Source organism: Arsukibacterium sp. (assembly GCF_033722355.1).
GTDB lineage: Bacteria > Pseudomonadota > Gammaproteobacteria > Enterobacterales > Alteromonadaceae > Alishewanella.
Window position 1 is genome coordinate 1 of sequence record NZ_JAWVZF010000057.1, and the last position, 16061, is coordinate 16061.

A 16061-nucleotide genomic window follows, 5' to 3' on the forward strand; every position below is an offset into this window, starting at 1 on the left:
CTCGCCGGCTGCTTTTTTTCACAGCCTTTTCTGGCACAGTACAAAGCGTTTTTCTTAACCACCAGTAAAGGGAAGTCACAAGCGAAACATTGTCCCGGCTGTGGTTTATCATTTAATAAAAAACGACAAGCCGGGTAGCGGTCGCAGCCATAGAAATGCTTGCCAAACTTATTAATCCGCTCGCTCAGCTGGCCTGTTTTACATTTTGGACAGCTTATCTGTGGCAGTTGTTTGTGGTCTTCATGCTGATCTACCACAAAATCACAGACCGGATAAGCCGTACACCCAATAAACATACCATAACGGCCATTTTTCACTGCCAGCCCGGCGCCGCATTTCGGACATGCCTCGTTAGGTAATGCTTTTACTATGGCATGATCATGTTGGTGTAGTGGCTTAATGTAATGACAGACCGGGTAGGTACTACAGCCCAGAAAGGGCCCCTTTTTCGACGATTTAATCTGCAGGACATTCTGGCACAATGGGCAAAGCTGCCGCTGTTGCGGCAGCGCAAAAAGTGGTGAGTCTTCGGTCATATCTATAACGGCCGCTTAATGCAGCGGCCCGTCGGGTTCATCAAAAATTAAATCTTCCATCTGAGCGTAGGCAGTCTCTCTGCCGGGAACATTAAACAACACCATCAGCACCACCCATTTTAAGTCTTCCAAACTGAGTGCTGCACTGTCGAGATCCATCGCCCGGTCGATGACCATTTCACGGGTGTTGGCATCAAGCACATTGATTTGTTCTAAAAACAACAGAAATCCCTGGTCGGCAACATCCAGTTTACGCTGCTCTTCCGGTGTGTAAATGCGCAAAGCTGTAGAGCTGCCTTTGGTTAAATAGGGCTTAATATGGCTTTGCTGCAACGCAGATAAGCTGTCCAGCCATTTCAGCGCTTTAAAAATATCATCATCATGAAAGCCGGCGCGACTGAGTTCTTTAGTCAAATCCGCATGGTTAACATAGATATCAGATTCATTGTGAATATAGTTTTCGAACAGGTAAACGAGGATATCAAACATTATCAGGCACTCCTCACTCTAATGTAACCACCAGGTACTGCTGCCACCTCACCCGCTATTTCCAGCTGCAGTAAGGTAATGGATACGTCTGTCACTGACATGTTAGACCGCTCGGCAATAATATCTATTGCGGTAGCGTCATCTCCTACGTTAGCCAACAACCGCTCTGCAGACAAGTCCGGCACAGACTTTTTTTCATCTGAAGCTAAAGTACTTAGCCCGTTCTGGGCAAAAAACTGCCACTCTTCCAGAATATCGGCCACGCAGGTAACAAGTTTAGCGCCTTGCTGAATTAACCAGTGACAACCCGCAGACTGCCTGCTGTATATCGGCCCCGGCACCACAAAAAGGTCACGATTATATTCTGCTGCTAAATTGGCGCTGATCAGCGATCCGCTTTTCATTGCTGCTTCTACCACTATGGTGGCAGAACTAAGGCCGACCACAATCCGGTTACGCTGTGGAAAAAACTCGGCCCGGGCCGGGATATCCGGAAAAAACTCGGTTACCAGCGCACCACTGGCACAAATCTGCTCTGCCAGACCTCTGTTGCTGGCCGGGTATATCTGCTGCAGGCCATGACCCAGTACCGCAATGGTAAGGCCACCACTTTGCAGTGCCCCTTTATGGCTCTCACTGTCAATACCACGTGCCATACCGCTGGTAATCACATAACCCTGCTGTGCCAGCTCTGCTGCAAAATTTTGTGCAACTTTGCGCCCGGTTGGTGTTGGCTGCCGGGTGCCAACCATAGCCAGTTGCTGCCGGGCTAACAGTTCTGCCTGGCCTTTAACGAAAAGCACTATAGGTGGTTGTTTAGTTTGTTTTAGTAATGGCGGGTAACGTCGGTCATGATAAGTGACGATGTGATGGTCAGCGGACTGTGCCAACCATTGCAGTGCCATGTCAGCACGCCTTGGGCCGTGCAGCGCCAGCAATTCTGCCTGACGTGGGGTGAAACCGATATTGCGTAATGTACTGACAGGTAGGCTGACCAATTCGGCTAGGGAAATATGCTCGCTTAGGCGTTGGAACTTCAGGCCGTCCAGGCCATGCACAGAGGCTAAAGCGAGCCAGTTGCGAAGTTCATCCACGGCAAACTGGCTCCATCAGATTAATCAGAGGTTGGCGATCGTATCTCCAACCCGAATTGGCCGGCGGGTACTGGTAACAATACCAAAGCTCACCCGCTCTGCGACTTTAAACACCATCAGCTCACCGACTTTTTCCCGCGGCATACTGATGCTGTTCTCACCAAAGTTACGGAACATCTTTTGCAGTTTATTAGCGTCTTCGACATAAACCGGACCATTCTCGCCATCTATCACCGACGGTGACTGTCGATAAATACCTAACATCTGGCCGGCTTGCAAATCGTTAATCAGCCCCAGGTTAAGTACGACAATATCCATTTTTGAAAACTCTCTAAGCTGCGAGGTCGTATCAATAATGGTGCCATTGACGTCAAAGTCAGGTTTAGTAATCTGGAAAAATGCCGGTAATGACTGACCTTCGAGTGCAGGCATTACCCGGTCGCCCTGCTTAATTTCACGCTTTACACTTAACACCTGCATTGACGCCGCTTCCAGCGGGCTGTCTTCAGTGGCCGCACGGCCGGGCCTGAAGGCCCGGGCGGTAGCAATTAAACTGGTCTCATAACCCAGAATATTACCAGTCTCTGGGTCAACATACGGTTTTCCTTTGCGGTAAACACCGTAAGACGTGCCCGGCTGTAATACACCTTTGACATACACGGTATGGGTTTCAGCCGCCATTTTTGTTGCGGTGTTGGTTCCAAGAATATAAGGCATGGCGGCGATCTGCTCTTCACTGAGCGCTTGCTCATAGGTCAGAAACGGCCGGATCATACTCAGCGGCAAGGTGGTTATGGCACCATCACCTTTCATGGTTTTACGCACTTCAGGGGTCAGGCGTTTAACATTTTCATTTACCGACAAACGTGGCCGCCCCATACTGTCAAAGGTCAGGGTCAGCACATCGCCAGGATAAATTAAGTGCGGGTTGTCAACTTGCGGATTCATTTGCCACAACTGTGGCCATAACCAGGGTTCATTCAGGTAAAGTGCCGAAATATCCCACAGGGTGTCACCTTTTTTTACGACATAGGAAGCAGGAGCATCCTCTCTTATTTGCAGTACGTCTGCTTGCAGGCTAAAAGACAACCAACAAAACAGCGCGATGACAGATATTGCAATTTTTTTCAGCATGCCTGCTTCCTTGAACTTATTCTTGTTGTAATTATTGCACACTATGCTGTTAATACAGCGGATTAATGGCTAAAATTAAAACATATCACAACCTTTGAAATAAAGCATATTTTTGTAGGTATTATGGCCGTTTTAAAAGTATTACATTTTCCTGATGACAGGTTACGCACTGTAGCGCAACCGGTTAAGGAAGTTACACCGCAAATCAAACAGTTAGTTATTGATATGCTGGATACTATGTACGATGAAGAGGGTATTGGTCTGGCCGCAACCCAGGTCAATGTGCACCTGCGGGTCGTGGTCATTGACTTGTCTGAGCAGCGCAATGAGCCTTTGGTACTGATTAACCCGGAAATTGTAGAGCGCGACGGCGTGACCAGTTATGAAGAGGGCTGTTTATCGGTACCACAAAACTATGCCTCAGTAGAACGAGCTGCTACCGTTAAAGTGAAGGCCCTTGACAGGGATGGCAAGCCGTTTGAACTGAATGCGGATGGTTTACTGGCTATTTGTCTGCAGCATGAGCTGGACCATCTGGTTGGCAAATTGTTTATTGATTACTTATCACCGCTAAAACGAGACCGTATCCGTAAAAAGCTGGAAAAAGAAGCCAAAATGGCCCAGCGCCACGCGCTTTAACAGGAATAACAGTGACTCAGCCTTTACGTATTATATTTGCCGGTACCCCCGATTTTGCTGCTCGTCATTTGCAGGCCCTGATTAACAGCCCTCACCAGGTTATTGCGGTATACAGCCAGCCAGACCGTCCGGCCGGTCGTGGCCAGAAGTTGCAAGCCAGCGCCGTCAAGCAACTGGCTGAGCAGCATAATTTGCCAGTTTATCAGCCTAAATCTCTGAAAAAGCCAGCAGCGCAGGCAGAATTGGCTGCGCTGAATGCCGATATCATGGTGGTCGTGGCCTATGGCCTGATATTGCCGGCGGCTGTGCTACAAAGCCCGCGCTTAGGTTGCATCAATGTGCACGGCTCATTGTTGCCCCGCTGGCGTGGCGCTGCGCCTATTCAGCGCGCAATCTGGGCCGGGGATCAGCAAACTGGTATTACCATTATGCAAATGGATGAAGGACTGGACACCGGCGCCATGCTCAGCAAAGTATGCTGCGATATTAGCCCCAGTGATACCAGCGCCAGTCTTTACGACAAGCTGGCTGAATTGGGTCCTGAGGCACTGATAACGGCACTGGGTCAATTGCCGGCACTGCAGGCTAATGCTGAGCCTCAGGATGACAATTTTGCCTGCTACGCCGAAAAGCTACATAAAGATGAAGGACTGCTCAATTTTTCGAAAACAGCAGAGGCGCTTGACCGCGAAATCCGGGCGTTTAATCCTTGGCCTGTCAGCTACCTGCAGCTTGCCCAAGGCACAGTAAAAATCTGGCAGGCTCACTGGCACAACGCAGCGCACCGGGCGACACCCGGCCAGATCGTAGCTGCGGGTAAAACAGGTATTGAGATTGCCTGCAGCAATGGTGTGTTAGTACTTACTACGCTGCAACCGACTGGCAAAAAACCAATGGCGGCAGCCGATTTTTTAAATGGCCGGGCCGACTGGTTGGCTGTCGGTACAGTGCTGCAGCCACCAGCATTGTTGGCTGAAGCATGAGCCGGGATTGCCGGGCTCTGGCTGCCCAATGTTGTTATCAGGTGATTGACCAGGGCCGCTCACTGTCAGATGTTCTGCCCAAAGCGCAGCTGCAGCTTACTAACTCACTGGATAAAGCCCTGCTGCAGGAAATCTGTTATGGCGTAATGCGCACGCTGCCGCAACTGGAGCATGTCTGTGCCCGCTTAATGCAAAAGCCACTGGTTAAAAACTTCCGGGTATTACAGTTTTTAATTTATGTTGGCGTATACCAGCTGCACTTTATGCGGGTGCCTGATCATGCTGCTATTAATGCGACCGTCGACGCTGCCCGTGAACTGAAAGGCCAGTCACTGACCCGGCTGATTAACGGTGTACTGCGGAATGTGCAGCGTCAGCCTGAGTTGTTTGATTTCAGTCAGGCGGGCCTGGCGATACAGTTTTGTCATCCCGGTTGGTTAATCAGCAGTCTGCAAACGGCGTATCCCGATAGCTGGCAAAGCATCCTGAATGCCAATCAGCAAAAAGCGCCGTTGTGGCTGCGCGTCAATAATCAACAAATAACTACTGAGCAGTTTTGCGCCGCTTTAGCTGACGAGCAAATTGCTTACAGCCAACCGCTGGCAGAGCTGCCCAGTGCAATATTGCTTGACAGCCCGACTGACGTTATTTCTTTGCCCGGCTATCAGCAGGGATGGTTTTCAGTGCAGGATGCAGCGGCCCAGTACGCCGGCTGGTTGCTGGCACCTGAGGCAGACCACCGGTTGCTGGATGCTTGCTGTGCACCCGGCGGTAAAACCAGCCACTTGCTTGAACTGGCCCCCGCAGCAAAGCTGACGGCGCTGGATAAAGACCCGGCACGGTTAGTCAGGGTCAGAGAAAACCTGCAACGGCTAAACCTTAGTGCTGAAGTACGGGCTGCTGATGCCGCTGACCCGGACAGCTGGTGGGATGGCCTGCCGTTTGACCGCATTCTGCTGGATGTGCCATGTTCAGCCACCGGGGTTATTCGCCGTCATCCTGATATTCGCTGGCTGCGCAAAAAGAGTGATATTGCGCCGCTGGTGCAGCTGCAACAGCAAATTCTGCAGCAATGCTGGAGACTACTGGCGCCCGGCGGCAAGTTGCTCTACGCTACCTGCAGTGTGCTGCCGGCAGAAAATCAGCAGCAAATTTCTCAGTTTCTTAGTAATAATGCTGATGCCGCGTTGCTGCCAACCGCACCACCCGACAGTAATGACACAGATAGCACCGGTCAGCCGGGCTGGCAATTGCTGCCGGGCCAACTTAACCGTGATGGCTTTTATTATGCGCTGCTGCAAAAAGCGCCACAGGATAATCACGCCGGATGAAGATTATTATTTTAGGCTCAGGCCAGGTAGGAGCCACCTTAGCTGAAAACCTGGTGGGTGAACAAAACGATATTACGCTGGTAGATACTAACCTTGATAAATTACGCAACCTGCAGGACAGGTTCGATTTACAGGTAGTGCATGGCCACGGCTCCCACCCCGATATTCTGAAAAAGGCCGGCGCTGAAGATGCTGATATGATTGTCGCCGTGACCAACAGCGATGAAGTGAATATCGTTGCCTGTCAGGTTGCCTACAGTATTTTTAATACGCCACTGAAAATTGCCCGCATTCGCACCAATCAGTATCTGAAGTATCGCGATGAACTGTTTCACAAAGATGATATGCCGGTTGATCATTTTATTGCGCCCGAAGCGCTGGTCACCAATTATATCCGCAGGCTGATTGATTACCCCGGCGCTTTGCAGGTAGTCGAGTTTGCTGAAGGCAAAGTCAGTCTGGTGGCAGTTAAAGCTTACTATGGCGGCCTGCTGGTCGGGCATGCTTTGTCAGCCTTAAAAGAACATATGCCTAATATTGAAACCCGGGTTGCGGCGATATACCGGCGCGGTAATGCCATTAAGCCATTGGGCACCACGATTATTGAAGCCGATGACGAGGTGTTCTTTGTCGCGGCCACCAAGCATATCCGGGCAGTAATGAGCGAGCTGCAAAAGCTGGAGCGAAGTTACCGGCGGATTATGATCGCTGGCGGTGGTAATGTTGGTTTTGGTCTGGCACGGGCACTGGAAAAAACCCATAGTGTCAAGCTGATTGAACGCAGCAAAGAACGGGCGGAATTTCTGGCGTCCAGTCTGGACAGTACTTTAGTTTATGTCGGCGATATTTCTGATCCTGAGCTGCTGGAAGAAGAGAGCGTTGAACAGATTGATGTCTTTATCGCGGTGACCAATGACGATGAAGCCAATATCATGTCGGCGATGCTGGCCAAGCGAATGGGTGCCCAGAAAACCATGGTGCTGATTAAACGTGGGGCTTATGTTGATTTGCTGCAGGGTGGTGAAATCGATATTGCGATATCGCCGCAGCAGGCTACGATTTCCGCGCTGCTTACCCATATCCGCCGCGGTGATATTGTTAACGTTTACTCATTACGCCGTGGTGCTGCTGAAGCAATTGAAGCGGTGGTGCGCGGTGACAGCAGCACCAGCAAGGTGGCCGGTAAAACCATTGGCAACCTCAAACTGCCACCGGGCACAACCATTGGTGCTATTGTCCGCGGCGATGAAGTGTTAATTGCTCACGATACTACGGTGATCGAAACCGATGACCACGTTATTCTGTTTATGGTAAACAAAAAACATATTGTCGAAGTGGAAAAACTGTTTCAGGTCAGTGCTATTTTTATCTAATCACGCCAGAAAGCCGGCGTAAACAACACCAGCAAGGTGAAAATTTCCAGCCGGCCGAACACCATGGCAACAATCAACAGCCATTTTGCTGCATCCGGTATGTTGCCAAAGTGGGCTGCCACTTCACCCAGCCCCGGGCCCAGATTATTTAAACAGGCAGCAGTTGCAGTAAAAGCACTGATGTTGTCCATGCCGGTTAAGATAAGCGACAGCATAATGACAACAAATACCACAGCATAAGCGGCAAAGAAGCCCCATACTGCTTCGACAATCCGATCTTCCACCGGCCGGCGGCCCAGCTTAATGGCATAAACTGCCCGCGGATGGACCAATCGGTTCAGCTCACGCCGGCCCTGTAAAAATAACAGTAACACCCGCACCACTTTCATGCCGCCGCCGGTAGAACCGGCACAACCGCCGATAAAACTGGAAAAAATAAGCAAAATAGGCAAAAACAGCGGCCAGGTGGAAAAACCGTCCGTCGTAAAACCGGCCGTGGTAGAGATCGATACTGCCTGAAAAGCAGCATGGTTCAATGCTTCGCCGCTGCTCTGGTAAACATTGGTGTTTAGCAGCACCAGAAAACAGACAAGCACCAGCGTCGCCTGAATTCCCAGAAAAACTTTAAATTCCGGATCGCGAAAGTAAGTGCTGACACTTTTGCCACGAATAGCCGCGAAATGCAGCGGGAAATTTACCGCACTGATTAGCAAAAATATAACGCAAATCATATTAATGGCAGCACTGTTGAAATGCCCCATACTGGCGTCATAAGTTGAGAACCCGCCAATGGCGACTGTCGAAAAGGCATGACAAATCGCATCAAATACCGACATGCCAGCCAGATAAAATGCCAGGGCACAGGCAATGGTGATAGCCAGATAAATGTACCATAAATGCTTGGCGGTATCGGCAATCCGCGGGGTCATTTTGTTATCTTTAACCGGGCCTGGTGTCTCGGCCCGGTAAAGCTGCATACCCCCTACCCCTAACAGGGGCAGTATAGCGACCGCCAGTACGATGATCCCCATTCCCCCCAGCCATTGCAGCTGCTGACGGTAATATAAAATAGCTTTTGGCAAGGTTTCAATTCCGGTCAGCACAGTGGCGCCGGTGGTGGTCAGGCCGGAAAAGGCTTCAAAAAAGGCATCAGCCGGGCCCATATCAGGGTTACTGGTTAACAGCAGCGGTATTGCACCGACAGCTCCCAGTACCGTCCAGAACAATACGACGATTAAAAAACCATCCCGCACTTTTAGTTCAGAGCGATTTGCCCGGTTCGGATACCAAATGGCAAACCCTATAGCCAGACATAATAAAAAAGACAGAATAAAAGGGACGCCAGCGCCGTCTTTATAACCAAAGGCAACCAGAGCCGGCGGGATCATGGTAATGCTGAAAATGGCGATCAGCAGCCCCAAAATCCGGATAATAGAGCGATATTGCATAGCGTCCCTTTACGCCATATCAGGCGAGCTGCAAATCCCGGGTCATATTTTCATTCCGATCACGATGGACAATAATATCGTCCTCAATCCGGATGCCACCAAACTGACGGAATGCATCAATTTTCTGCCAGTTAAGGCTCGCGGCAGCGTCAGTTTGTTTTAGATCGGCCAGCAGGCTATCGATAAAATACAGGCCTGGCTCAATGGTAAAGACCATATCGGGCTCAATCAGCCGGGTACAACGTAAAAACGGATGATTGTCGGGCGGGGCTATATGGGTGCCCCGCTCATCCAGCATAAAGCCGCCGACATCATGCACCTGCAACCCCAAATGATGGCCCAGGCCATGCGGAAAGAAAGTGCGGCTGATTTCCCTTTCCACTATGCTAGCCGGGTCCAGTCTGACAAAATCAAAATCATGCAGGATCTGCGCTATGCCCCGATGACACTGCAAATGCAGGTCCGCATAGTTAATACCGGGTTTTAAACCATCAACCAGCGTTAGCTCCAGTTGATTAACGGCAGCTATCAGATCGCTAAACTCATCATTTTTGTTAAAACTGTAGGTGCGGGTGATATCTGCGGCATAACCGTTAAATTCAGCGCCCGCATCAATTAAAAAAGAATGATGCTGCGCTGGTTTTTGTCTCTCAAAGGCGGTGTAATGCAAAATAGCTGCATTCTGATTTAAGCCGACGATATTACCGTAAGGCACTTCGTTCTCAGTCTGACCAACAGCCGCCAGATAAGCCAGCTGAATATCAAACTCACTGCCACCGGCGTAAAACGCCGCCTTAGCCGCCCGATGCCCTGCGACCGCCATCCGGTTTGCCTGGCGTAAACAGGCCTGCTCATAGCCGGTTTTATAGGCACGGTAATAATGCAGATAACTTAACACCGGCTCCGGGTTAATTTCAGTAAAACCCAATGCCCGGGCCACTTCCAGGTATTCACCAATATAAGCCAGCCGGGCCTTATCGTAAGGTAACAACGTTTCTACCTTGTTGGCTTTCTCCAGCAGCTGAATATCAAAATACTCAGCCCAGAAATCAGCGGGTTCATCCGGGACTTTATGCCAGAAGTCTTTTGGCCGGTAAAAAATCAGTTTTGGTTTGTTCACCCCATCGACTAATAACCAGCAATGCGGATTGTCGACAACCGGTAACCAGGCTTTAAAATGGGGATTCGCTTTAAACGGATAATCCATATCATCCAGAAATTTGCGCTTGGCCTGGCCAGAATGGATAACCAGACCATCCAGATTTTCGCGGGCCAGCACGTGCCGGGTACGCTGCTGCAACTGTTCGATATGCGCCTGATATAACGCCTGATAACCTGAATTCATAGCTACCTTTTTTGGTTGAGTGGGCTCAATTGCGCAATCATAGCACTATTCAACAATCACCCCAATCTTCATGGCCACCAACGGTTTAAAAACGTCCTGCGCCACATTCATCCGGATATTGTAAATCTGATAATACGCCATAACTGCTTTTACATATTCGCGGGTTTCCCGGTAAGGGATGGTTTCAACCCAGACATCGGCCGGCAGAGCATGATCCTTTGGGATCCACTGCCTTACCCGGCTATAACCGGCATTATACGCTGCCGTTGCTTTTAAGAGGTTGCCGTCGTTGCGCTGTTTTAAATAATTCAAATAGTCAGTACCATAATCAATATTGATGACCGGGTCATACAGCTGACGAATGTGCACCTTTTTCTTTGCAATTTCGTTGGCCGTACCTGGCATAATCTGCATTAGGCCGCGCGCCCCGGCTGGTGAGTATGCGTCTGCCATAAAAGAGCTTTCACGGCGGGCTATCGCCATACTCCAGCCCGAATCAATATTAAATTTATCGGCAGACAGCTGCATTTCCTGCTGGTAGGCCAGCGGGAAGCGCAGCTCGACATCGTCCCAGTATCCTACGTCAGCCAGTGAGAAAATCGCCCGCTCATACCATTGCAGCTGACTGGCCAGCTTGGCAGATGTCAGTTTCTGCTGCTCATCAGAAGTATCCTGTAAGTGATTCCACTCGCGGCGGGCTTCTGTCAGCCGGCCCAGTGCCAGAAATTGCCGGGCACGTTGCACCGCAGGGTGCTGCTGTAGCCGTTGTATGTCTTCGTCACTGACCTTTACCGGGTTGTGCGCCAGACTGGGCGGCAGACCAATTCTGGCCGCAGCCATAAAACCATAATAATGACGCTGGCCGGCAATAGCCGTAAATTCTGCTTTTGCCAGCTCGGTTTGCCCCTGCTCTTCCAGCGCTCTGGCCCGCCAGTAACGCCAGTTGATATCGCCCTGCAATTCTGCAGGCAACTGCGCTATTACTTTTTGTACTTTAGGCCAGTCCAGCTCACGCAACGCATGCGCAACCTGCCATTGTGCCAGGTTTGCGTCAAATAATTCAGCCGGTAAAGTCGTCAGCCAGTTGTCAGCCCTGCTGTCTCCTTTGCTGGCCAGCGCAATGGCAAACTGACGTTGCACATCCAACCGCTGATTTCTGGTAAAATACGGATCATTGACATGCCGCTGCCAGGTAGCCAGGGCCTGATCAGGTGAGCGCCAGACCAGGCGCTTTAAACCATAGGCCAGGATATCCCGTTCAATAACATGTTTACCGGGGAAAAATTTAGCCCTGGCAATGACAGCCGGGTTGCGTCGGGTTTGCAGCCATAAATCGGCCAGATACTGCTCGCTGGCAGGCAGCAGGGTCTTTAAATAGGGAATAAGCTGGGTCTGGCCACCTTCTGCCGCCAGCTGCAAGCGCCGGTGAATGGTTTCAGTTTGCAGTGGTTTGCTGTTGCGCCAGGCAGTGAATAGCGGATCGCAGGCACGGGGCTGTGATTTACCTTCAGTCCAGATCTGTTCAGTTTGCTGCCATATTTCAGCGTCAGGCAAAGCTTTGGTTTTCAGCTGAAAGCGCAGAGCCAGACACTGCAGCTCGGTATCCGATGAGCCGGGAAAGTTTGCCAGAAACCGTTCTGCTTTATTTTGCTCGGCTAATCTCAGCAACCAGGGTTTACGTAATGGCCAGTCCATTGGCGTACCCTGATACTCTTTCAGAAACGCCTCGATAGCCTCATCGGCGTTTAAAAACTTTTGCAGTCGCTTTAACCGTAAATAAGGTTGCAACGGATAATCAGCAAGCTCTGCATACCAGGCCTCTGCCTGCTTGCGACTAACGCTGTCAATCCGGTGCTCTACGGCCTCAAAACGCTGCCTTTGCTGCTGCAATTTATCCTGTTCAGCCGCCCGGGCTGTTAATGCGCAGGACGCCACTGTCGCAGTGAAGACTGTGGCCATTAATACTGAACGAAAAGTTATCAAGACTTACCTCTGACTCCAGCGAAAACCAGAAAAACAACTATAGTTAGTGACGGCCAACAGCGACGTTTAGCCGGGTTAAACTACCTTTTTCAAACACCTGTTTAAATAACGGTTGAAATTTTCAGTAAAGCACGACACACTGAACCTGTTAACCTCATCGTACCAGTTGCGACAACTACCCTACAACGCGACCAAGGAGCATTTTTTATGATCTACCAGAGTGACACTATCAGTGTTGAATATATTAAGCCTGGTATCGCCCGGTTTACCTTTGCTGCCGCAGGCTCAGTTAATAAATTTGATCAGCAGACACTAACTGATTGTAAAACAGCTTTAGATAAGCTGCACGCTGACAGTAACCTGAAAGGTGTGATCTTTACCAGTAGCAAAGACACCTTTATTGTTGGCGCAGACATCACCGAATTTTTAAGCACGTTTCAACGTCCTGAAGCCGAACTGGTGCCGTGGATCAAACAAGCTTCTGACATTTTCGATTTATCTGAAGACCTGCCAGTGCCGACCGTGGCAGCGATAAAAGGTTTCGCGTTAGGCGGCGGCTGTGAATGGACCCTGACTTGTGATTACCGGGTGGCCGATACCAGCGCCCGGATTGGTCTGCCCGAGGTCAAACTGGGCTTAATGCCAGGCTTTGGCGGTACGGTGCGCCTGCCGCGGATTATTGGTGCCGACAATGCGATGGAGTGGATCACTACTGGTAAAGATCACAGCGCAGAACAGGCACAGAAAGCCGGTGTAGTTGATGCCGTGGTCGCACCGGAGAAACTGGAAGCCGCGGCATTAAGCGTATTAGAAGACGCAATTGACGGCAAACTGAACTGGCAGAAAAAACGTGCCGTTAAACTACAACCGTTAAAGTTAAATAAAACCGAAGCGACCATGAGCTTCAGCACGGCCAAAGGTATGGTATTTGCCAGCGCCGGTAAGCATTACCCGGCGCCAATGGCTGCAGTACAAACCATTGAAGCGGCCGCAACCTTAGACCGGGCGGGCGCGATGGCGCTGGAAAATGCCGGTTTTGCCAAGCTGGCGAAAACGGATGCCGCTACTGCTCAGATAGGCCTGTTTTTAAATGATCAGCTGATTAAAGGCAAAGCGAAAAAGGCCGGCAAAGTCGCGACAAAATCAGTTAAAAAAGCCGCGGTACTGGGCGCGGGCATTATGGGCGGCGGCATTGCCTACCAGTCTGCGTTAAAAGGCGTACCGGTGGTTATGAAAGATATTGCCGATAAAGCGCTGGCGCTGGGCATGGGAGAGGCGACTAAGTTACTGAGCAAGCAGGTTGAACGCAAAAAACTGGATGTTGCCGGCATGGCTAAAGTGATCGCCAGTATTACCCCTACCCTTAGCAACGACATGGTAAAGGACGTTGATATTGTCGTTGAAGCCGTGGTTGAAAACCCGAAGGTGAAAGGTGCGGTGTTAAAAGAAGTGGAAGGTTTAATCAGCGATGATGCCATTCTTACTTCCAATACCTCGACCATTTCTATTAATGCGCTGGCGAAAAACTTAAGCCGGCCGCAAAACTTCTGTGGTATGCACTTCTTTAATCCAGTGCACCGGATGCCGCTGGTTGAAGTTATTCGCGGTGAGCATACCAGTGATGAAACCGTGGCAGCCGTGGTAGCCTATGCCGCCAAAATGGGCAAATCACCGATCGTTGTTAATGACTGCCCCGGTTTCTTTGTCAACCGGGTACTGTTCCCCTACTTTGCCGGCTTTAGCAAGCTGGTGCTGGATGGTGCTGATTTTGCCCAGATTGATAAGGTGATGGAAAAGCAGTTTGGCTGGCCGATGGGCCCGGCTTACTTACTGGATGTGGTTGGCCTCGATACCGCCTTCCATTGTACTGATGTGATGGCTGACGGCTTCCCCAGCCGGATGGCGAAGCTGGACAATGATCCGGTGGCTGCGATGTACAAAGCTGACCGTTATGGCCAGAAAAATGGTGTCGGTTTTTATGCCTACAGCAAAGATGCCAAAGGTAAGCCGAAAAAAGATATCGATCCGAAAAGTGTGGAAATACTGGCCGGTATTGCCAGCGATAAAAAGGAATTCAGCCCGGATGAAATTATCGCCAGGGTGATGGTGCCGATGATCAACGAGACCATTCGCTGTTTAGAAGAAGGCATAGTACAAACCGCAGCCGAAGCCGATATGGGGCTGGTTTTCGGCCTGGGCTTCCCGCCATTCCGTGGCGGCCCACTGCGCTATGTCGATACCATAGGTTTAGCCAACTTTGTTGCCCTGGCCGATAAATACGCCCATTTAGGCGAAATATATCAGGTTACAGATAAAACCCGCGCGATGGCCGAAAACGGCCAGCGTTTCTTCCCGGTTTAAGCGCAGGAGCAGAATAATGAAAAACGCTGTAATAGTAGATTGTATCCGCACCCCTATGGGCCGCTCTAAAAATGGTATGTACCGTAATGTCCGGGCAGAGCAGTTATCTGCCCATGTGATGGCATCCTTGCTGGAACGTAACCCGGCGTTAAACCCGGCTGATATCGACGACATTATCTGGGGCTGCGTGCAGCAAACCCTGGAGCAGGGCTTTAACGTGGCGCGTAACGCCTCGCTGTTAGCCGGTATTCCGCACTCCGTCCCTGCCGTTACCGTCAACCGCTTATGCGGCTCGTCGATGCAGGCATTGCACGACGCGGTACGGGCGATACAGACCGGCATGGGTGAGGTGTATTTAATAGGCGGTGTTGAGCATATGGGCCATGTGCCAATGAGCCATGGCGTTGATTTTCACCCTGGCTTATCCACCTCAATAGCCAAAGCCGCCGGCATGATGGGCTTAACCGCGGAACTATTGGGTAAAATGCACGGTATCAGCCGCGAGCAACAGGACGAGTTCGGTGCCCGCTCGCACCGGTTAGCGCAGGAAGCCAGTGAGCAGGGCCGCTTTAAAAATGAAATAATCCCGACTGAAGGCCACGATGCTGACGGCGTGTTAAAACTGATGGATTATGACGAAGTTATTCGTCCGGAAACCACAGTAGAAGCCCTTAGCCAGTTGCGGCCGGTATTTGATCCGGCTAACGGCACGGTAACAGCCGGTACCTCGTCGGCATTATCAGACGGCGCTTCCGGTATGCTGGTGATGAGCGAAGAGAAAGCCAAAGAACTGGGCTTACCGATCCGGGCTTATGTGCGTGGTATGGGTGTCGCGGGTTGCGACCCGTCGATTATGGGTTACGGCCCGGTGCCGGCCTCGAAAAAAGCGCTGAAAATGGCCGGTTTGTCTATTGACGATATCGACTATGCCGAACTGAATGAAGCGTTTGCCGCCCAGGCGCTGCCGGTAATGAAAGATTTAGGCTTACTGAAAGTTAAAGATCAGAAAGTAAATCTGAATGGCGGCGCCATCGCCCTTGGCCACCCGCTTGGCTGCTCAGGCTCGCGGATCAGCACCACCTTAATCAATGTAATGGAAGATAAAGGCGGCAAGTTTGGCTTGGCTACCATGTGTATTGGCTTAGGTCAGGGTATCGCTACTGTTTTTGAGCGGCCATAAGCTGTTAGCAACAGGCTGGTAGCAACCAGCACAATCGCATAGAATAAGGGCCGTTTTTACGGCCCTTTTTTTGTTGTTTGCGATGCAGGCAACGGCTGTAGGTTGCAACACCCACTGTGCTCGCCACAGCAACTCGGCTTTGCTGGCGCAAAACCTCAGACACTC

General features: G+C 50.7%; 13 protein-coding genes. 6 read left to right on the plus strand and 7 right to left on the minus strand.

The features are described from left to right. From R3177_RS07300 to R3177_RS07315, 4 genes are all read right to left on the minus strand, one after another. Window positions 1–536, minus strand: a 536-nt coding sequence (locus tag R3177_RS07300; protein WP_318970386.1) for a type I DNA topoisomerase, incomplete at its 3' end; no start/stop codon positions are given. A 15-nt stretch (window positions 537–551) separates the two neighbouring features. Then, complete coding sequence (locus tag R3177_RS07305; protein WP_318970387.1) at window positions 552–1025, minus strand: DUF494 family protein; 474 nt, start codon at window positions 1023–1025, stop codon at window positions 552–554. A 2-nt stretch (window positions 1026–1027) separates the two neighbouring features. Then, complete coding sequence (gene dprA / locus R3177_RS07310) at window positions 1028–2119, minus strand: DNA-processing protein DprA (RefSeq protein ID WP_318970388.1); 1092 nt, start codon at window positions 2117–2119, stop codon at window positions 1028–1030. Window positions 2120–2143: 24 nt separating this feature from the next. Continuing rightward, window positions 2144–3253, minus strand: coding sequence for a LysM domain-containing protein (locus R3177_RS07315; protein ID WP_318970389.1), 1110 nt, complete (start codon window positions 3251–3253; stop codon window positions 2144–2146). 123 nt (window positions 3254–3376) lie between these two features. On the opposite strand from R3177_RS07315, the gene def reads away from it, so the two are divergent. Genes def through trkA form a run of 4 tightly spaced genes read left to right on the plus strand, consistent with a single transcriptional unit; the run spans window position 3377 to window position 7579 of the window. Continuing rightward, window positions 3377–3892 carry a peptide deformylase gene (gene def, locus R3177_RS07320; RefSeq protein ID WP_318970390.1) on the plus strand — a complete coding sequence of 172 codons (516 nt, stop codon included), beginning with the start codon at window positions 3377–3379 and terminating at the stop codon, window positions 3890–3892. Between the two features lie 11 nt (window positions 3893–3903). Continuing rightward, window positions 3904–4875: a methionyl-tRNA formyltransferase gene (fmt, locus tag R3177_RS07325; protein ID WP_318970391.1), complete on the plus strand. Its 972-nt coding sequence runs from the start codon at window positions 3904–3906 to the stop codon at window positions 4873–4875. After that, entirely contained in the window at window positions 4872–6206 is a 1335-nt protein-coding gene (rsmB, locus tag R3177_RS07330; RefSeq protein WP_318970392.1) for a 16S rRNA (cytosine(967)-C(5))-methyltransferase RsmB, read from the plus strand. Before fmt ends, rsmB begins: the two co-directional genes overlap by 4 nt. Then, entirely contained in the window at window positions 6203–7579 is a 1377-nt protein-coding gene (gene trkA / locus R3177_RS07335; RefSeq protein WP_217670272.1) for a Trk system potassium transporter TrkA, read from the plus strand. Before rsmB ends, trkA begins: the two co-directional genes overlap by 4 nt. Here trkA and R3177_RS07340 read toward each other — a convergent pair. From R3177_RS07340 to R3177_RS07350, 3 genes are read right to left on the minus strand one after another with little or no spacing between them, the layout of a single operon-like run. Next, window positions 7576–9027 (minus strand): TrkH family potassium uptake protein, encoded by a 1452-nt coding sequence (locus tag R3177_RS07340; protein WP_318970393.1) that lies wholly within the window; start codon window positions 9025–9027, stop codon window positions 7576–7578. The genes trkA and R3177_RS07340 overlap by 4 nt on opposite strands. 19 nt (window positions 9028–9046) lie before the next feature. Continuing rightward, complete coding sequence (pepQ, locus tag R3177_RS07345; protein ID WP_318970394.1) at window positions 9047–10372, minus strand: Xaa-Pro dipeptidase; 1326 nt, start codon at window positions 10370–10372, stop codon at window positions 9047–9049. 45 nt (window positions 10373–10417) lie between these two features. Further along, window positions 10418–12355, minus strand: coding sequence for a transglycosylase SLT domain-containing protein (locus R3177_RS07350; protein ID WP_318970395.1), 1938 nt, complete (start codon window positions 12353–12355; stop codon window positions 10418–10420). Between the two features lie 207 nt (window positions 12356–12562). On the opposite strand from R3177_RS07350, the gene fadB reads away from it, so the two are divergent. Together fadB and fadA are read left to right on the plus strand one after the other, a co-directional pair. Further along, the gene (gene fadB / locus R3177_RS07355; protein ID WP_318970396.1) at window positions 12563–14716 is read left to right on the plus strand and encodes a fatty acid oxidation complex subunit alpha FadB; all 2154 of its coding nucleotides are present in this window, start codon (window positions 12563–12565) and stop codon (window positions 14714–14716) included. A 16-nt stretch (window positions 14717–14732) separates the two neighbouring features. Next, on the plus strand, window positions 14733–15896 hold the full coding sequence (fadA, locus tag R3177_RS07360) for an acetyl-CoA C-acyltransferase FadA (RefSeq protein ID WP_318970397.1): 1164 nt from the start codon (window positions 14733–14735) through the stop codon (window positions 15894–15896). The last annotated feature ends 165 nt before the right edge of the window (window positions 15897–16061 follow it).

Excerpts from the sequence above, each read along its gene's own strand:
- R3177_RS07305 (WP_318970387.1), bottom strand. The coding sequence starts at position 1,025 with ATGTTTGATATCCTCGTTTACCTGTTCGAAAACTATATTCACAATGAA.
- R3177_RS07315 (WP_318970389.1), bottom strand. The coding sequence starts at position 3,253 with ATGCTGAAAAAAATTGCAATATCTGTCATCGCGCTGTTTTGTTGGTTG.
- def (WP_318970390.1), top strand. The coding sequence starts at position 3,377 with ATGGCCGTTTTAAAAGTATTACATTTTCCTGATGACAGGTTACGCACT.
- rsmB (WP_318970392.1), top strand. The coding sequence starts at position 4,872 with ATGAGCCGGGATTGCCGGGCTCTGGCTGCCCAATGTTGTTATCAGGTG.
- trkA (WP_217670272.1), top strand. The coding sequence starts at position 6,203 with ATGAAGATTATTATTTTAGGCTCAGGCCAGGTAGGAGCCACCTTAGCT.
- R3177_RS07340 (WP_318970393.1), bottom strand. The coding sequence starts at position 9,027 with ATGCAATATCGCTCTATTATCCGGATTTTGGGGCTGCTGATCGCCATT.
- pepQ (WP_318970394.1), bottom strand. The coding sequence starts at position 10,372 with ATGAATTCAGGTTATCAGGCGTTATATCAGGCGCATATCGAACAGTTG.
- fadB (WP_318970396.1), top strand. The coding sequence starts at position 12,563 with ATGATCTACCAGAGTGACACTATCAGTGTTGAATATATTAAGCCTGGT.
- fadA (WP_318970397.1), top strand. The coding sequence starts at position 14,733 with ATGAAAAACGCTGTAATAGTAGATTGTATCCGCACCCCTATGGGCCGC.